This is a genomic window from Streptomyces sp. NPDC059224 (assembly GCF_042754285.1).
Classification (GTDB): Bacteria; Actinomycetota; Actinomycetes; order Streptomycetales; family Streptomycetaceae; genus Streptomyces.
In genome coordinates this window covers 117015-131704 of the sequence record NZ_JBHZAN010000006.1, presented here as the reverse complement: position 1 = coordinate 131704, position 14690 = coordinate 117015, and the positions used below count along the sequence as shown (strand labels likewise).

General features: G+C 73.4%; 11 protein-coding genes. 4 read left to right on the top strand and 7 right to left on the bottom strand.

The annotated features are described in order from the left end of the window. Window positions 1-19: 19 nt before the first annotated feature. Window positions 20-1456, top strand: coding sequence for a hydrolase (locus tag ACFXI4_RS08275; protein ID WP_384988926.1), 1437 nt, complete (start codon window positions 20-22; stop codon window positions 1454-1456). Next, on the top strand, window positions 1453-2892 hold the full coding sequence (locus tag ACFXI4_RS08270) for an RICIN domain-containing protein (protein ID WP_384988925.1): 1440 nt from the start codon (window positions 1453-1455) through the stop codon (window positions 2890-2892). Before ACFXI4_RS08275 ends, ACFXI4_RS08270 begins: the two co-directional genes overlap by 4 nt. Window positions 2893-2902: 10 nt before the next feature. Here the strand turns inward: ACFXI4_RS08270 and ACFXI4_RS08265 are convergent, their stop codons facing one another. The 3 genes from ACFXI4_RS08265 to ACFXI4_RS08255 all read right to left on the bottom strand — a co-directional run bounded on the left by ACFXI4_RS08265 (window position 2903) and on the right by ACFXI4_RS08255 (window position 6251). Then, complete coding sequence (locus tag ACFXI4_RS08265; RefSeq protein WP_384988924.1) at window positions 2903-4867, bottom strand: ATP-binding protein; 1965 nt, start codon at window positions 4865-4867, stop codon at window positions 2903-2905. Beyond that, window positions 4864-5523, bottom strand: coding sequence for a DUF4255 domain-containing protein (locus ACFXI4_RS08260; RefSeq protein WP_384988923.1), 660 nt, complete (start codon window positions 5521-5523; stop codon window positions 4864-4866). Before ACFXI4_RS08260 ends, ACFXI4_RS08265 begins: the two co-directional genes overlap by 4 nt. A gap of 125 nt (window positions 5524-5648) precedes the next feature. Further along, on the bottom strand, window positions 5649-6251 hold the full coding sequence (locus ACFXI4_RS08255; protein ID WP_384988922.1) for a LuxR C-terminal-related transcriptional regulator: 603 nt from the start codon (window positions 6249-6251) through the stop codon (window positions 5649-5651). Between the two features lie 425 nt (window positions 6252-6676). On the opposite strand from ACFXI4_RS08255, the gene ACFXI4_RS08250 reads away from it, so the two are divergent. Beyond that, entirely contained in the window at window positions 6677-9409 is a 2733-nt protein-coding gene (locus tag ACFXI4_RS08250) for a LuxR C-terminal-related transcriptional regulator (RefSeq protein WP_384988921.1), read from the top strand. Here ACFXI4_RS08250 and ACFXI4_RS08245 read toward each other — a convergent pair. Next, a complete protein-coding gene (locus ACFXI4_RS08245) occupies window positions 9388-10155 on the bottom strand; it encodes a hypothetical protein (protein ID WP_384988920.1) in 768 nt (255 codons plus the stop codon). The two genes, ACFXI4_RS08250 and ACFXI4_RS08245, sit on opposite strands and share 22 nt — an antisense overlap. 14 nt (window positions 10156-10169) lie before the next feature. Further along, a complete protein-coding gene (locus tag ACFXI4_RS08240) occupies window positions 10170-10475 on the bottom strand; it encodes a hypothetical protein (RefSeq protein ID WP_362731842.1) in 306 nt (101 codons plus the stop codon). 195 nt (window positions 10476-10670) lie between these two features. Between ACFXI4_RS08240 and ACFXI4_RS08235 the strand changes: the two genes are divergently transcribed. After that, window positions 10671-12236 carry an XRE family transcriptional regulator gene (locus tag ACFXI4_RS08235; protein ID WP_384988919.1) on the top strand — a complete coding sequence of 522 codons (1566 nt, stop codon included), beginning with the start codon at window positions 10671-10673 and terminating at the stop codon, window positions 12234-12236. A 25-nt stretch (window positions 12237-12261) separates the two neighbouring features. Here the strand turns inward: ACFXI4_RS08235 and ACFXI4_RS08230 are convergent, their stop codons facing one another. After that, a complete protein-coding gene (locus ACFXI4_RS08230; RefSeq protein ID WP_384988918.1) occupies window positions 12262-13497 on the bottom strand; it encodes an amidohydrolase in 1236 nt (411 codons plus the stop codon). Between the two features lie 146 nt (window positions 13498-13643). Beyond that, window positions 13644-14582 carry an MIP/aquaporin family protein gene (locus ACFXI4_RS08225; RefSeq protein WP_384988917.1) on the bottom strand — a complete coding sequence of 313 codons (939 nt, stop codon included), beginning with the start codon at window positions 14580-14582 and terminating at the stop codon, window positions 13644-13646. Window positions 14583-14690 lie beyond the last annotated feature (108 nt).

Here is a 14690-nt window from a genome sequence, read left to right as displayed (position 1 = left end):
CTGCGCATAGCGTCGACGCGTGAGCCTGTGGACTTCCCTGGAACCCGCTTCCGCGACCGTGGACCCCGGGTCCTCCACCCGCGTCCGTCTGCGACTGCGCAACACCGGTGACGTCGTCGACGAGTACCGCTTCGAACCGGTCGGACCCGTCTCGCCCTGGACCACGGTCGAGCCACAGACGCTCCGCCTCTACCCGGGCACCACCGGCACGGCCGAGCTGACCTTCGCCCCGCCCCGCACCTCCGACGCGACGGCCGGACCCAATCCCTACGCGGTCCGCATCACCCCCACCGAACACCCCGAGGCCGTCACCGTCCCCGAGGGCAACCTCACCATCACCCCCTTCACCGAACTGCGGGCCGAACTGGTCCCGCCGACGGTCAAGGGCCGCTTCCGGGGCCGGCCCAAGCTGGCCATCGACAACCTCGGCAACACCAGGCTCACCGCCTCCGTGGGCGGGAACGACAACGGCGACCAGCTCGTCTACGACCTCCACCCCAGCAACGTCCAGATCGAACCCGGCCGCGCCGCCTTCATCAAGGCCACGCTCAAGCCCCGGCGGATCATCTGGTTCGGGCCGAAAGAACAGCGGCCGTACCGGCTCACCGTCCAGCGTTCGGGGCTCAACCCGGAGCCCGTGGACGGAACGTACATCCAGCGCGGCTTCCTGCCCCGCTGGCTGGCCACGCTCTTCGGCACCCTGCTCGCCCTCGCGATCACCTTCGCCCTGATCTGGTTCAACTACAAGCCGCAGGTCAAGAGCCTCGCCGAGGAGCAGATCCAGGAGGCCGGGGTGAGTTCGATCGCGCCCAGCCCCTCGGCCACGCCGACCCCGCCGCCGGCGCCCAGTGTCACGGCCGCCACCCCGCCGGCCGCCCCGGACGCCGGTGACGGCGGCAACGGCGGCGGGGGCGGTGGGGGCGGCGGCGGTGCGACGGCCACCGTGACCGCCAAACCCAAGCAGGACACCGCGGCGACCGCCGTGAACCGCCTCGCCTCCGACGACCCGTCCGGGCGGCACATCTGCTATCGCGCCTTCGTCCAGGGCAACGGCTGGCAGAAGCCCGTCTGCGACGGCACCATGGCCGGCACGGCCGGCAAGAACGTGCCGATCAAGGCCATCAACATCGCGGTGTACGGCGTCCAGGGCTCCGCCGCCAACGCCTTCGTCTACGACCCGCAGTCCACCAGCGGCCAGGGCAAGTGGAAGCCGAACTGGACGGCGATCATCCCCGACGGCAAGGACAACTACATCGGCAGCACGAAGGCTTCCGACCCCTACATCGAGGGCTTCGCCTTCAACGTCGGCAACGGCCAGGGCTGCAACTACGCGAAGGTCCGCGACCACGACTGGGGCGACCAGTGGTGCAAGGGCGCCCGCCCCGACCTCGACTTCGTCGGCACCCTCGACAACACGCTGTGGCTCGAGGCCTTCAAGCTGACGGTGATCCCGTGACGCTGTGGACCTCGCTGGAACCCGCTTCCGCGACCGTGGACCCCGGGTCCTCCACCCGCGTCCGTCTGCGACTGCGCAACACCGGTGACGTCGTCGACGAGTACCGCTTCGAACCGGTCGGACCCGTCTCGCCCTGGACCACGGTCGAGCCACAGACGCTCCGCCTCTACCCGGGCACCACCGGCACGGTCGAGCTGACCTTCGCCCCGCCCCGCACCTCCGACGCGACGGCCGGACCCAATCCCTACGCGGTCCGCATCACCCCCACCGAACACCCCGAGGCCGTCACCGTCCCCGAGGGCAACCTCACCATCACCCCCTTCACCGAACTGCGGGCCGAACTGGTCCCGCCGACGGTCAAGGGCCGCTTCCGGGGCCGGCCCAAGCTGGCCATCGACAACCTCGGCAACACCAGGCTCACCGCCTCCGTGGGCGGGAACGACAACGGCGACCAGCTCGTCTACGACCTCCACCCCAGCAACGTCCAGATCGAACCCGGCCGCGCCGCCTTCATCAAGGCCACGCTCAAGCCCCGGCGGATCATCTGGTTCGGGCCCAAGGAACAGCGGCCGTACGCACTCACCGTGCAGCGGGCGGGCGCCAATCCACAACCTGTGGACGGAACGTACATCCAACGCGGCTTCCTGCCCCGCTGGATCGCCACGCTCTTCGGCACCCTGCTCGCCCTCGCAATCACCTTCGCCCTGATCTGGATCGCCTACAAACCGCAGGTCAAGAGCCTCGCCCGGGAAGGGGTCCAGGAGGCAGGGGTGAGTTCGATCGCGCCCAGCCCGACGGCCGGCGCGCCCCTGGCCGCGCCGCCGGCGCCCTCGCCGACCCCGGCCGAGCAGCAGCCCGCCGGCAGCGGATCCTCCGACACCCCGGCGGGCGGGGGCGGCGGCCAGGCCCAGCCGTCCCCGAAGGCGACGAAGAAGAAGGTCCCGAAGCCCGTCGTACCGGCGTACAACATCCTGCTGCGCAACACGACGACCAAGAAGTGCGTGGACGTCCCCGGCTACGACAAGGGGACCAGCGACGGCCCGGTGCGGGAGTACACCTGCAACGAGACGACCGCGGACAATCAGCTGTGGAACCTGGAGGTGCGGTACTCGAAGGACGGCCCCGGCTCGGCCGCGCTCTTCCAGATGCGCAACGTGAAGGACCAGCTCTGCATGGACCTGCCCGCCTACGGTTCGGCACGGCTGTCCGCACCGATCACCGAGTACAGGTGCGACGGCACCAAGGCCGACAACCAGCTCTGGTGGATCGACAAGCAGCCCGGCGGCGCCTACTGGATCCGCAACTTCGCCAGCGACAACCTCTGCCTGGACGTGGCCGGCTACAGCACCGGCGGCAACGACACCAACCTGACCCTGTACCACTGCTCGAACACCGACGACCAGGAATGGCAGATCGTGCACCCGTCGGGAGAGTGACGGAACCCGGTCACCAGGTGCCCGGGACCAGGCGGCCTGCCTTTCGGTATTCGCGGCGGGCGCCCTCCAGGAGGTTCGCCGCGGACACCGGCTCGCCGGATCCGGCGGCCAGGTAGGCGGCGGTGACCACCGCGCTGCGGATGGCGCCGCCGGCCAGCTCGAAGTCACGGGCCAGCGGGGTGAGGTCGATGTCCGGGTCGCTCGGTACGTGCACCAGCCCGTGGCGCCACAGCGCCAGCCGCTGCTCCTCCTCCGGGAACGGGAAGTCGATCACCAGGTCCAGGCGGCGGGTGAAGGCCTCGTCGATGTTGGCGCGCAGGTTCGTGGTGAGCAGCGCGATGCCGTCGAAGGCCTCCAGGCGCTGGAGGAGGTAGGCCGACTCCAGGTTGGCGTACCGGTCGTGGGCGTCCTTGACCTCGGAGCGCTTGCCGAAGACGGCGTCCGCCTCGTCGAAGAGCAGTACGGCGTCGGTGCGGTCGGCCTCGGTGAAGATGCGCTCCAGGTTCTTCTCGGTCTCGCCGACGTACTTGTCGACGACCGAGGAGAGCTGCACGACGTAGAGGTCCAGGCCGAGTTCGGCGGCCACCACCTCCGCCGACAGGGTCTTGCCGGTGCCCGAGTCGCCGGCGAACAGCCCGAGGACGCCACGGCCCCGGCCGCCGCCCGCGCTCAGCCGCCAGTCGCCGAGCACCCGGTCGCGATGGCGGGCGCGCAGGGCCAGTTCGCGCAGCTCGGTGAGCGGGCGTTCGGGCAGCACCAGGTCCCGCCAGTCGACGGCGGGCCGGATCCGGCGGGCGTGCTGTTCGAGCCCGGACGCCGACTGCTGACGGGCGGCCAGCCGCAGGTGGCCGGCGGCAAGCGGCGTGCCGTCGAAGGCGGCCAGCGCCTTTGCCGCCCGGGCCGCGCGGGCGAGCCGGTCGCCGCCCAGGTGGTACGGGGCGACGGTGGCCGCCAGGTCGAAGCCGGAGGGGTCGGGGAGTACGGCGGCCCAGGCGTCCGCGGCCACGGCGCGCCGGGAGGGCACCTCCAGGACCAGGGGGTCGCGGTCGTCGCACCACTGCGGGTCGTAGGGGTGCGGGGTGGTGATCAGCACGGTGACGTCGGTGACACCGCGCAGCTCCGTGACGAGCGCCCGGGGCTGGGCCGCGTCCACGAGGACCGCCAGGCCGCCGAGGCGGGCCTCCCGGAGCAGCTCCGGGACATGCCCCTCGGGGCCGGTGTAGTGCAGGGCGGCCAGGCCGGCCAGCCGCAGCGCGGCCGCCGCGCAGCCGAGGCCCTCGCCCTCGCGGCGCTCCCGCAGGTACCCGAAGAACGGCCCGGCGGCGATCCGCCCGGCCAGCCGCCGTACGAACTCCTCGTCCTCCTCGGCGCCGGACCGGCTGTCGTACGACGGTGCGCGCAGGTGCCCCGCCAGCGCCGGGTCCGGGGTGTCGTCGCCGAGGAAGTGCGACAGGACCCGGTCGGGGACGCGCAACGAACGGCTGAGGAAGGGGCGTTCGGGCTCCTCGACGGTGAGCAGGCCGAGCGCGGGGAGCGGGGCGGCGGGGTGGAAGCGGGCGCGCGCCTCGGCGAGGTGGGCGGGGACACCGAACAGGTCGAGGGCGAGGGCGACGGTGGCGCGACGGCGGCCGACGTCGTCGTTGAGGTAGCCGTACAGCGGCTCGAAGGACCGGTCCAGGTCCGGGGCGAGCGCGATGAGCAGGATCGCGGTGTCGAGGGGGGTGAGCCGGAGACGGGTGGCGAGTTCGGCCAGCCGGTCGCCGAAGTCCGCCGCCAGGGCGGGCATTTCGGGGGTCGTCGCCGGGCGCAGGAAGTGCCGTACCGCCTCCTCGGAGAGATAGAGGCCGCGCAGCGGGTCGGCGGCCGTCGGGTCGCCGGCCGACCGGTGGTCGACGAGGGCGACGGCCCGCTCCCGCAGCTCCGCCAGCCGGGCGAGCAGGGGGAGGGCCGGCGTCAGGGAGACGTCCAGGGTCACGCCCGGGTCCTCCGCGCGGCCTTGGCCTCGGCGACCTGGCCGGGCCGGTGGGCCCGCTCCTCCAGGACCGGTGCGTCCTCCTCCAGTCCGCCGCGTACGCGGACGGCGGCGCCCTCGGTGACCGGCGGGCCGGCGTCGTACTCGGGGTAGGCCGGGAAGGGTGCCGTGATGACGACGTCCAGGGACGGTTTGAGCTCACCGCCGAGCGCGGACCAGATCTCGGCCAGGGAGCGGGCCTCGGTCTGGATACCGGCCACCGACAGCTGCACGGTCAGCCCCAGCGCCGCCAGCGACCGCGGCAGTTCGTCCGGATGGATCAGCTCTCTCGGGATCAGGGTCGCCAGCACGGCGCTGATCAGCCGGTGTTCGTCCTCGGGCCGCTTGGTCCACGCCGTCACCAGGTACGACAGCCGGAACCAGCGGGGCGGCTGCCGGCGCTTGACGACGACGTCCCGGTCGTCCCGGACGTCGATGTGGCCGCGCTGACGCCGTTTCACGTCCTCGCGGATGTCGTACAGATAGCTGTTGATCACCGGGCCGTTGCGGCGGGCCGCCCAGTCGCGGGTCGGGGCGTCGAAGGAGACGTCGATGCCGGAACCCTCCAGCGCGCCGCCGGTCAGCAGGGTCCGCAGCACCTGGTCCACCTCGTGGATCACGCCTTACTCACCACCCCATGGACCTGTCCGCACTCGTCTCCATCCTGCCCTCCGCCCGCGTCGCACCCGCAGGAACGGCCGGGCAGACCGCGCTGCCCGGGAACCGGTGCGTGCTGCCCGTTCGGTCAGATGTAGCCTTCCCGGAGGGCATGGGCCACGGCGTGTGCCCGGTTGCGCAGGTGCAGCCGGGTCGTCAGCCCGTGCATGACGTTCTTGACGGTGCGCTCGGAGTAGGACAGCTTGCTGGCGATCTCACCGGTGTCGAGCCCCTCGGCGACCAGCCGCAGTACGTCCACCTCGCGGGCGGACAGCCCGGAGGCCGGGGTGCCCGGACGGCCCGCGGCGTTACGGTGCAGGGTGCCGACCTGGTTGATCAGCCGGCCGAGCAGGTCGGCCGGAAGGTCGCCGTCGCCCCGGGCGGACGCGAGCACGGCCTGCACGAGCCGCAGTTCGGTGGCCTCGTGGCGCCAGACGATGGCGCCGACCCCGCACTCGATCACATCGAGCAGTTCGGTCTCGCGCAGGGCCCCGACCACGAGCACGGCCCGCGCCCCCTCGCTGCGCACGACGCGGCGCAGCCGGGTCAGTTCCGGTTCGTCGAGGCTGTCGCTGATGAGCAGGGCGACCGTGCCGGGGCCGGTCTCGGACTCCTCACGCAACTCGATCTCCGGGTGCCGGCGCAGCTGGCTGAGCGCGCCCTCACGGGAGATCGGGTCCGGTGCGTACACCGCGACGGGTGTGCGGGTGACCGACGCTAATGAGCTTTTGCTGACCAACCGCTTCCCCAATGTCCACGTGCTCGTCACCCCTGAGGGAACGGTGACGGGCGGGAGTACCCAGCCTGATGGGACCAAAGGGGCAACGACAATCGTGGACGACCACGAGATGGACCACGAGATGTGGCGGACGCCGGGCCGTGGTGCACCGCGGGCCGACGGGGGTTGTTCGCGCGGTTCCCCGCGCCCCCAAGAAGGGGAACTGCGCGACCAGCCACGACGCACCCGCAGCGAACCACGGACCCGGGCACCCCGAATTGTGCCGACACCGCAACAAAACCGCCGGTCGTCGCAGTTCCCCACAACCTCTCCCGCCGCGGCCCCCTCTAATCCCCCGGACGGGCCCGAAACCACCAGCGCACCGCGAGGAGCCAGGAATGATGCATTCGTCCCCTGAACTCGTCGACGCCATGAACCTGTTGACCGAGGAAGCGGTGCGCACGCTGACCGGCGCCGGCCGCCTCGTACTCCTGCGGGGCGCCACCGGGACCGGACGTACCACCGTCCTGGAGGCCGTGGCCGAACAGGCACCCGCCCTCGGGCTCAGAACGCTTCGCGCCCGCTGCTCGCCCGCCGACACCGGCATCTCCTTCGCGACCGTCCTGCAACTCCTCGGCCCGGTGCCGGAGTTCGCCGACCTCGCGGTGGACGGCGACGAGCGGGCGACCGCCGCCGGACTGTGGCGGGTGCTGCGCGCCTACGCCGACAACTCGCCGCTGCTCGTGGTGGTGGACGACGTGCACCTCGCGGACGCGGCCTCGCACCGCTGGCTCGTGGAGTCCGCCCGCCACATCGACCGCTTACCGATCCTCCTCGTCGTCGGCGAGCGCAGCCAGTACGACCTCGACCCGCCCACCCCCGGCTTCGCCCACACCCTCCCCCCGGCGCTCGTCCGTACCCGCACCCTCGCTCCCCTCACCCCGGAGGCCGCGGCCGGCCGGGTGCGCGACGCCTTCCCCGGCGCGGACCGGGCCTGGGTGGAGGACTGCGTACGGGCCGCCGCCGGCAGTCCGCTGCTCCTGCGCGCCCTGCTGGACGACCTCCGCGGGGCCCGGCACCCGGCGGTGCCCACCGCCACCGCGGCGCTGTACCCGGGCGCGTTCCCGGCCGCCGTCCGCTGGTGGCTGGACAGTGCGGGACCGGCCACCACCGAGGTGGCCCGCGCCCTCGCCGTACTGGAGGAGAACACCGGCGCCGCCCTGCCGGACGTCGACCTCACCCCGCTGCTCGCCGAGCTGACCGGCGCCGACCCCACGCGGGTGGCCGGCTGGCTCACCGCCATGACCAACCTCGGGCTGCTCACCCCCGGCCCGGACAGCCGTCCGCGCTATCCGCACCCGTTGCTGCGCGACGCGGTCCTCGCCGGTGTCCCCGCGGCCCGCCGCCGGGCCGTGCACCGGGCGATCGCCGAGGCGATGCTCCGCCAGGACGCCCCCGCCGAGGCCGTGGCCCGGCAGCTGCTCACGACCGGCCCGGTGACCGCCCCCTGGGCGGTGTCCCTGCTCCAGGACGCGGCCGCGCTCGCCCTCCTCGACGGCCGGACCGAGGACGCGGTCGGCTATCTGCGCCGGGCCCTGGAGGAACCCCTCTCCGACGACCGCCGGCAGCGCCTGCTGACCGAGCTCGGCTCGCTGGAGTACGCGGCGCCCCGCTCCTCCGCGGCGATCCCCCGGCTCGCCGAGGCGGTCCGGCTGCCCGCCGCCCCGCGGGACCGGGTGCGCGCGGCCGTCGCCCTCGGCACCGCGCTGACCGGCCGGGGCCGCACCCGCAAGGCCGTCGAGGTACTGCGGTGCGTGGACGGCGAACTGAACGACCACCCCGACCTGGTGCGCACCCTGCACACGGCCACCGTCCTCCTGTCCGACCAGGACCAGGAGGTACGGCAGGAGGTCTACCGCCGGCTGTCGGAGACCGCCGAGCACTCCCCGGAGCTGGTCGGGCCGGCCGGGCAGGCACTGCTGGTGCGGCACGCGGCCTCCGCGGGCCTCACCTCGGCCCGGGACGCGATGCGGCGGCTGCGCGCCCTGCTCGCCGAACCCACCGACCCGCTCACCGAACCGTTCCTGGTCGGCACGGCGGCCACGGTCGCCCAGTGGGCCGACGAACTCGACGAGGCCGACCGGCTGGTAGACCGCGGCCTCGCGGGACAGCGCCCCGATCTGCTGCACCCCATGCATCAGGCCCTGCTGCACAGCCGTTCGGACATCGCGGCGGCCCGCGCCGACTACACGCACCCGCCGGCGGTGCCCGAGTCGGTCACGCCCGGCAACGCCCACGCACACACCCTGGTCGCGCTGGTGGAGACCGGCCGTACCGCGCGGGCCGAGAGCCTGGTCGCGGGACTCGACCTGCGGGAGGCTGCGGACTCCTGGGAGCTGAACCGGTTCCTCTACGCGCGGGGAGTGGTGCGGGCCGCCGCCGGTGATCCGGCGGCGGCACTGCACGACTTCCTGGAATGCGGCCGCCGCCAGTCCGCCCGTGAGGTGACCAGCCCGGTGGTCACCCCCTGGCGGACGGCCGCCGCCGAGTGCCGGCTGGCGCTCGGCCGCCCCCTCGAAGCCATCGCCCTGGCCGAGGAGGAGCTGCGGCTGGCCCGGGTCTGGGGCACCCCGCGCACGGTGGGCCGGGCCCTGCGCGTGCTCGGTGGCGCGACCGGCGGCCGCCGGGGTCTGGAACTCACCGAGGAGGCCGTCGGGTTGCTGAGCGGCGCCGGCTCCGCCGGTACGGAACCGGCGCGCGCCCTGCTCGCCCTAGGCCGCCAGGTGACCGCCGCCGGCGAGGCCGTCCGGGCCCGCGACTGCCTGCGGGAGGCCGTCGCGCACGCCGAACGGCTCGGTGCCGTACGGCTGGTGGAACTGGCCGAGGACATGCTGCGGAAGGGCGGCGCCCGCTCCCCCAGACGACGTACGGGCGCCGCCTCCCTGACCGGCAGCGAGCGCCGGATCGCCGAGCTCGCCGCCGAGGGCCGCACCAACGTGGAGATCGCGGCCCTGCTCCATCTGGCCCGCCGCACCGTTGAGACCCATCTCACCCACACCTACAAGAAACTGGGCATCCGCCGGCGGGCCGAGCTGCGCCCGGCCCTGGATCAGGGCGCACCCCGCCAGTAGGGGTCCAGGGCGTCCAGGGCGCGGTCCTGGTCGCCGGTGAGCCAGTCCCGCACGTGCGGGGCGCGGGCGGTGTCCAGCATCCACCGCACGACCGTGCCGTACACCGGATGACCGGGGGTCCGGCCGTCCCCCAGCCACTCCAGGCAACTGGACACCAGGTTGCGGTAGTTGGTGCGGGCCGCGTTGTCGTGCTCCAGGTCGGTGCCGTAACCGGGGCCCTGCTGCCGGGCCAGTTCCACCCACGGTTCGAGCACCCGCAGCGCGATCTCCGGACCCCCGCTGCGCAGCGCGCCCAGCACCATCGCGAACCGGTAGGACCCCTCGGTGAGATGCGGCTGCTCCCGCATCGCCCCGCGCAACTGCCGGTCGGTGTGCGCGAGGACGCCCTGCGCGGCGCGCGTATCGCCGTCCATCAGATGGTCCTCGAAGCTCCAGGCCAGCAGGTGGAGGCGGACCAGCAGGCCGAGACACTCGTCGCGGTCCCGCTCCGCCTCCGCGAGCAGCGCGTCCAGTTCGGCGCGCCGCGCCCCGTGCTCCCAGGGCCACGCGAGCCTCGGGTACGTCTCCTCACCGCACGTCTCGCACCAGCGCGGGATGTCGGTGCGCGGCACCGGGAAGTACCCGCCCTCCCCGCAGTCCGGGTCCAGGCACTGCCAGCCCTCGGCCAGTGCGCCAGGCGGTGGCTGGTAACCGTCCTTGGTCGGTGGCAGCTGCCCTCCGGCGAAGAGTCTGCGCAGCAGTCCCATGGCAGGTGCCCTCCTCACATCGCGCGGGCGGCGGCCCGGTCGCGGGCGACGCGTTCGGCCGGGCTCAGCCGGGTGATCCGCCCGGAGCGGCTGTTCTCCCTGATCCCCCAGGGCGACGACGGCCGGCCTCCGACCAGCCACACCACCAGGGTCACCTCCCACAGCAACGCCTTGCCGATGCTGACGACCAGCCACTCCGGGCTGATCAGCATCAGCATCGGCGGCATGCCGTGCCAGAACGAGCCGCCGGCCCGCCCGTTGAACGTCCACAGCGCGACGGCCACGCCGATCACATGCACCAGTCCCACCACAGTCCCCATGTGTCCCCCTCGGTCGGCCTCGTCCTTCCGGCTCCCCTCTTGGTACCGCCGTACCGGCCACCACCCGGGGCGCGTTGCACGCCCGCCCGGCGCGTGCAACGGCCCCTCGCCGTCGCGGGCGCTTCGGGTAAGCGGCCGGGAAAAGGTTTGCCGCACTCGCCACGAAGCCGGACGACCACTGCCAAACTGTCCCTCATGAGCACGCACTTAACGGCGGGCGGCGCTCCCGGCCGCCGCTCCCGTGTGGCCTGGCTGCTGCGCGTCAACCGCCTGCTCGGCGCGGACCCCGCCTTCCGTTCCCTCCCGGCCTTCGCCGCGGCCTTCCGGGGCGGCTGCTACGACCGCGAGGTCAGCGTCAGCACACCCTCCCGCTGGGAGACCGGCCGGACGGCCGTGCCCTGGACGGCGGTCCGGCGCTACGAGGAGCTGCTCGGCCTGCCCCGCAACCTGCTCACCGCCACCGCCCGCACGGTCTGGCGCTACCTGGCCCCGGCCCCGGTCCTGGACACCGCCCCGGTCACGGCCGCCGACGGCGCGGCCCTGGAGGACCTCCTCGAACAGGCCCTGTCCGGTGCGGTGATGACCGGCGACGACTGGGACCGGCTCGCCGACGGGCTGTGTGCCCGCCCCGACGTGGTGCTGATGCCGTCCGGCACCTGGTACGGGCTCGCCGAACGCCTCGTCGGGGAGATGGTGATCGCCGACGACCTGCCCTGGATGCTCCGCTTCGAGACCCTCAACCGGCTGCTCAACCACCCGCGCGGCGGCCGCACCGTGGTCCTCGCCTGCGCCGAACTGGCCGCCGGGCAGGCACGGTCGACGGCCACGGAGATCGTCTGCGCCCTCGACAACTGCGGTCACCCCGACGCCGCCGACCGGGTGCTGGCCGAACTCGCCGCACCCAGCGGCCCGCTGGCCCACCGGGGCGCGGTGATGGCCTGCTTCCGCAAGGTCGGATACCGGCACTTCGACCGCACCCAGCTGCGCACCCTGGTCCGCGCCCTGCGCGAGTCCCCCGGGACCGGCCCGGTCGCCGACCAGACCGACCCGCTGCGCCGTTACCTGGCCCGCGTCCACCCCGAGCACGCCCGCGAACTCCTCGGCGGACGCGGCCCGGTGGCACCACCGGCGGAACCGGCGTCCGGGCCGCTCACGGCGGCCGTCCGCCGGATCACCGTCCCGGTGTGGACCATCGAACCGGACCTGGTCCCCGACACCACGGTGCCGGCCGCCCTGGTCTCCGAGGCCCTCACCTCGCCCGTCTTCGACGTCCGCCTGTACTCCGCGTTCCTGCTCGCCGCCACCCCCTACCGCGAGCCGCTCGCCGACGCGGTCGCCGCCGAGCTGGCCCGCCCGTCCACCGCGCGCCACGCGGAGCTGGCGGTGCCGCTGCTGGACGCGCTGCGCATCCTGGGCAGCCGCCGGCACCGCGCGGTGGTCAAGGCGCTCGCCGTGCGGCCGGGCGTGCCGCGCCGCACGGCGTACGTGGCGGTGCGCGCGCTCGGTCATGTCGCCGCCGACGACACGGACTCGGTGTTCCTGCGCGCGGCGGTCGCCCACCACCACACGGCCTGGCGGCTCACCCGGGACCCGATGAGCGCGGCCACCCTGGAGAGCCTGGTCTACGCCCTGGGCATGGCGGCCCGGGACGACATCCTGGCGGAGATCCGCGCCGACCCCGGCTTCCTGCCGGCCGCCCGCACGGCGGCCGGGGGGTGGCTGGCGATCCCGGCCCACCGGCGGACGAGCGCCCTGCGCTGACCTAGCGGCGTGCCCTGGGTCCGGGTCAGGGCGCCAGCCAGTGGCCCGCCGCCGCGAGCAGCGTCCGTACGCCCGTCTCGATGGTGGGCTCCGGGACCGGGGCGAAGTGCGGGGAGTGATTGGAGGGGATCTGCGGCGGTATGCCGTCGCGGACCAGGGCCTCCAGGTCGACGTCGACGAAGAGCCGGTGGTCCGCACCGCCGACGAACCAGAAGACCGAGGGCACCCCGAGGGCCGTTCCGAAGGCCCCGAAGTCCTCGCTGTTGGGGACCGGTGAGGTCAGCTCGAAGGTCAGGCCGGGGAATTCGGTAGCCAGGGCGGCCTGTACGGCCTCGGTGGCGGCGGGGTCGTTGTGGGTGACCGGGAAGGAGTCGATGGGGACGATGTCCGGCTCCCTCGGCGCTGCGGAGGCGGCCGCCTCGGCCCGGACGATCCGCTCGACCGCCGCCAGCACCCGCTCCCGTACGGCCGCCGTGGCGGACCGGATGTTGATCTTCAGCTCGACACTGTCCGGGATGATGTTCTCCTTGGTGCCGCCGTGGATCGACCCGACCGTGACCACGGCCTGCTGGCCCGCGCCCACCTCGCGCGAGACGACCGTCTGCAGCCGCATCACCACGGCGGCGGCCAGCACCACCGGGTCGACGGTCGCCTCCGGCGTGGACCCGTGCCCGCCCCGCCCGAACAGCGTGACCCGCATGCTGTCCGCGCCCGCCATCAGCGCCCCCGCCCGGGTCCCGACCAGCCCGGCCGGCGCGGCCGCCACATGCTGGGCCAGGCACACGTCCGGCCGCGGGAACCGCTCGGCGAACCCGTCGGCGAGCATCCTCGGCGCCCCGCCGACCTCCTCGGCCGGCTGGAACACCGCCACCACCGTGCCCCGCCAGCCGTCCCGCACGGCGGCCAACTGGCCGGTGGCGCCCAGCAGCCAGGCGACATGCATGTCGTGCCCGCACGCGTGCATGACCCCGTCGTTCTGCGAGGCGTACGGCAGCCCGGTCTCCTCCCGCACCGGCAGCGCGTCCATGTCGGCCCGCAACAGGACGACCGGCCCGTCCCCGTTGGCCAGCACCCCGACCACTCCGGTGCCGCCGACCCGTTCGGTGACCTCCCAGCCCTGCTCCCGCAGCCGCTCCGCGACCACCGCCGCGGTCCGCTCCTCCTCGAAGGACAGCTCCGGATGCGTGTGCAGATCCTCGTACAGCGCCCGCAGTTCGGGGAGCTTCCCGGTCAGACCGGTCAGGAGGGGGCTGATGCTCATGGCGTCGTCTCCGGAGGTGGGTGGCGGTGCTTACCCGCCGAGTCTCCACCGTCACCCGCCGCGGGGAACGCCCGAGCGCTCCTTTCACACCCTGCCGGAACCCGGCCCCCGGCGGCCGCCCACCGCTCTTCCGTGTTCCGCCGCGGCTACGACTCGTCCGTCGTCGGGCGGGTCCGGCCCGGCTCGGGCAGCTCACCCAGCTTGCGCCGGGCGTGCAGGATGTCGCCGATGAACAGGTCGTAGATCAGCACGCCGATCACGCCGCCGACCAGCGGGCCGACGATCGGGATCCACCAGTAGTTGCTGAACCCGGCCCCGTTCCCCGGGAACGCGAGGCTCTTCCACCCGGCGAGCCAGGTGAGCACCCGGGGGCCGAAGTCACGGGCCGGGTTGATGGCGTAGCCGGCGTTCGCGCCGTAGGAGATGCCGATGGCGGCGACGGCGAGACCGATGACGAACGGGCCGAGGTTGGATCCCACGGCCGTGTTGCGCAGGTCGATGACCGCGACGACGAACATGACCAGGAACGCGGTACCCACGATCTGGTCGATCAGCGGTCCCCAGATCCCGCCGTGGAAGTACGGCGCCGGGAAGGTGGCGAAGATGGAGAAGGTGGCCTCGGTGTGGCCGCCCGCCTTCGGCGGCTTCGACAGGGCGTCGAACGCGTTGATGGCGTCGTGGTACACGAGGAAGACCAGCGCGGCCCCGGCGAAGGCGCCCAGCACCTGCGACACCCAGTAGGGCACCACCTTCGCCCAGGGGAACCCGCGCCGAACGGCGAACGCGAGCGTGACCGCCGGGTTCAGATGGGCGCCGCTGACACCGCCGGCCACGTAGATGGCGAAGGTCACGGCCAGGCCCCAGCCCCAGGCGATCAGAAGCCAGTCACCGGCGGCCAGGAAGATCGTCGTGGGCGTCTCAGCGCGCCCCGATCCGGGCAGCGCGGCCACCGCCATCGCGACGGAACCGGCTCCGAACGCGAGGATGACGAAGGTCCCGAGAAACTCCGCCAGGCACTCACCGAGCAGGCCTCCGCGGCTTCTGAGCCGGGAGGGCTTGAGGAGAGGAGATATTTCCACCGCCATCGCTGGCCCCCTTTAGCCATCGCTGGCTCCCTGAGAGGAGCAATCGGGCCGAACATCACATCGACCCACAAATGATGTTCGCGCAGATCCGCTCATCGCGCCCGGCGG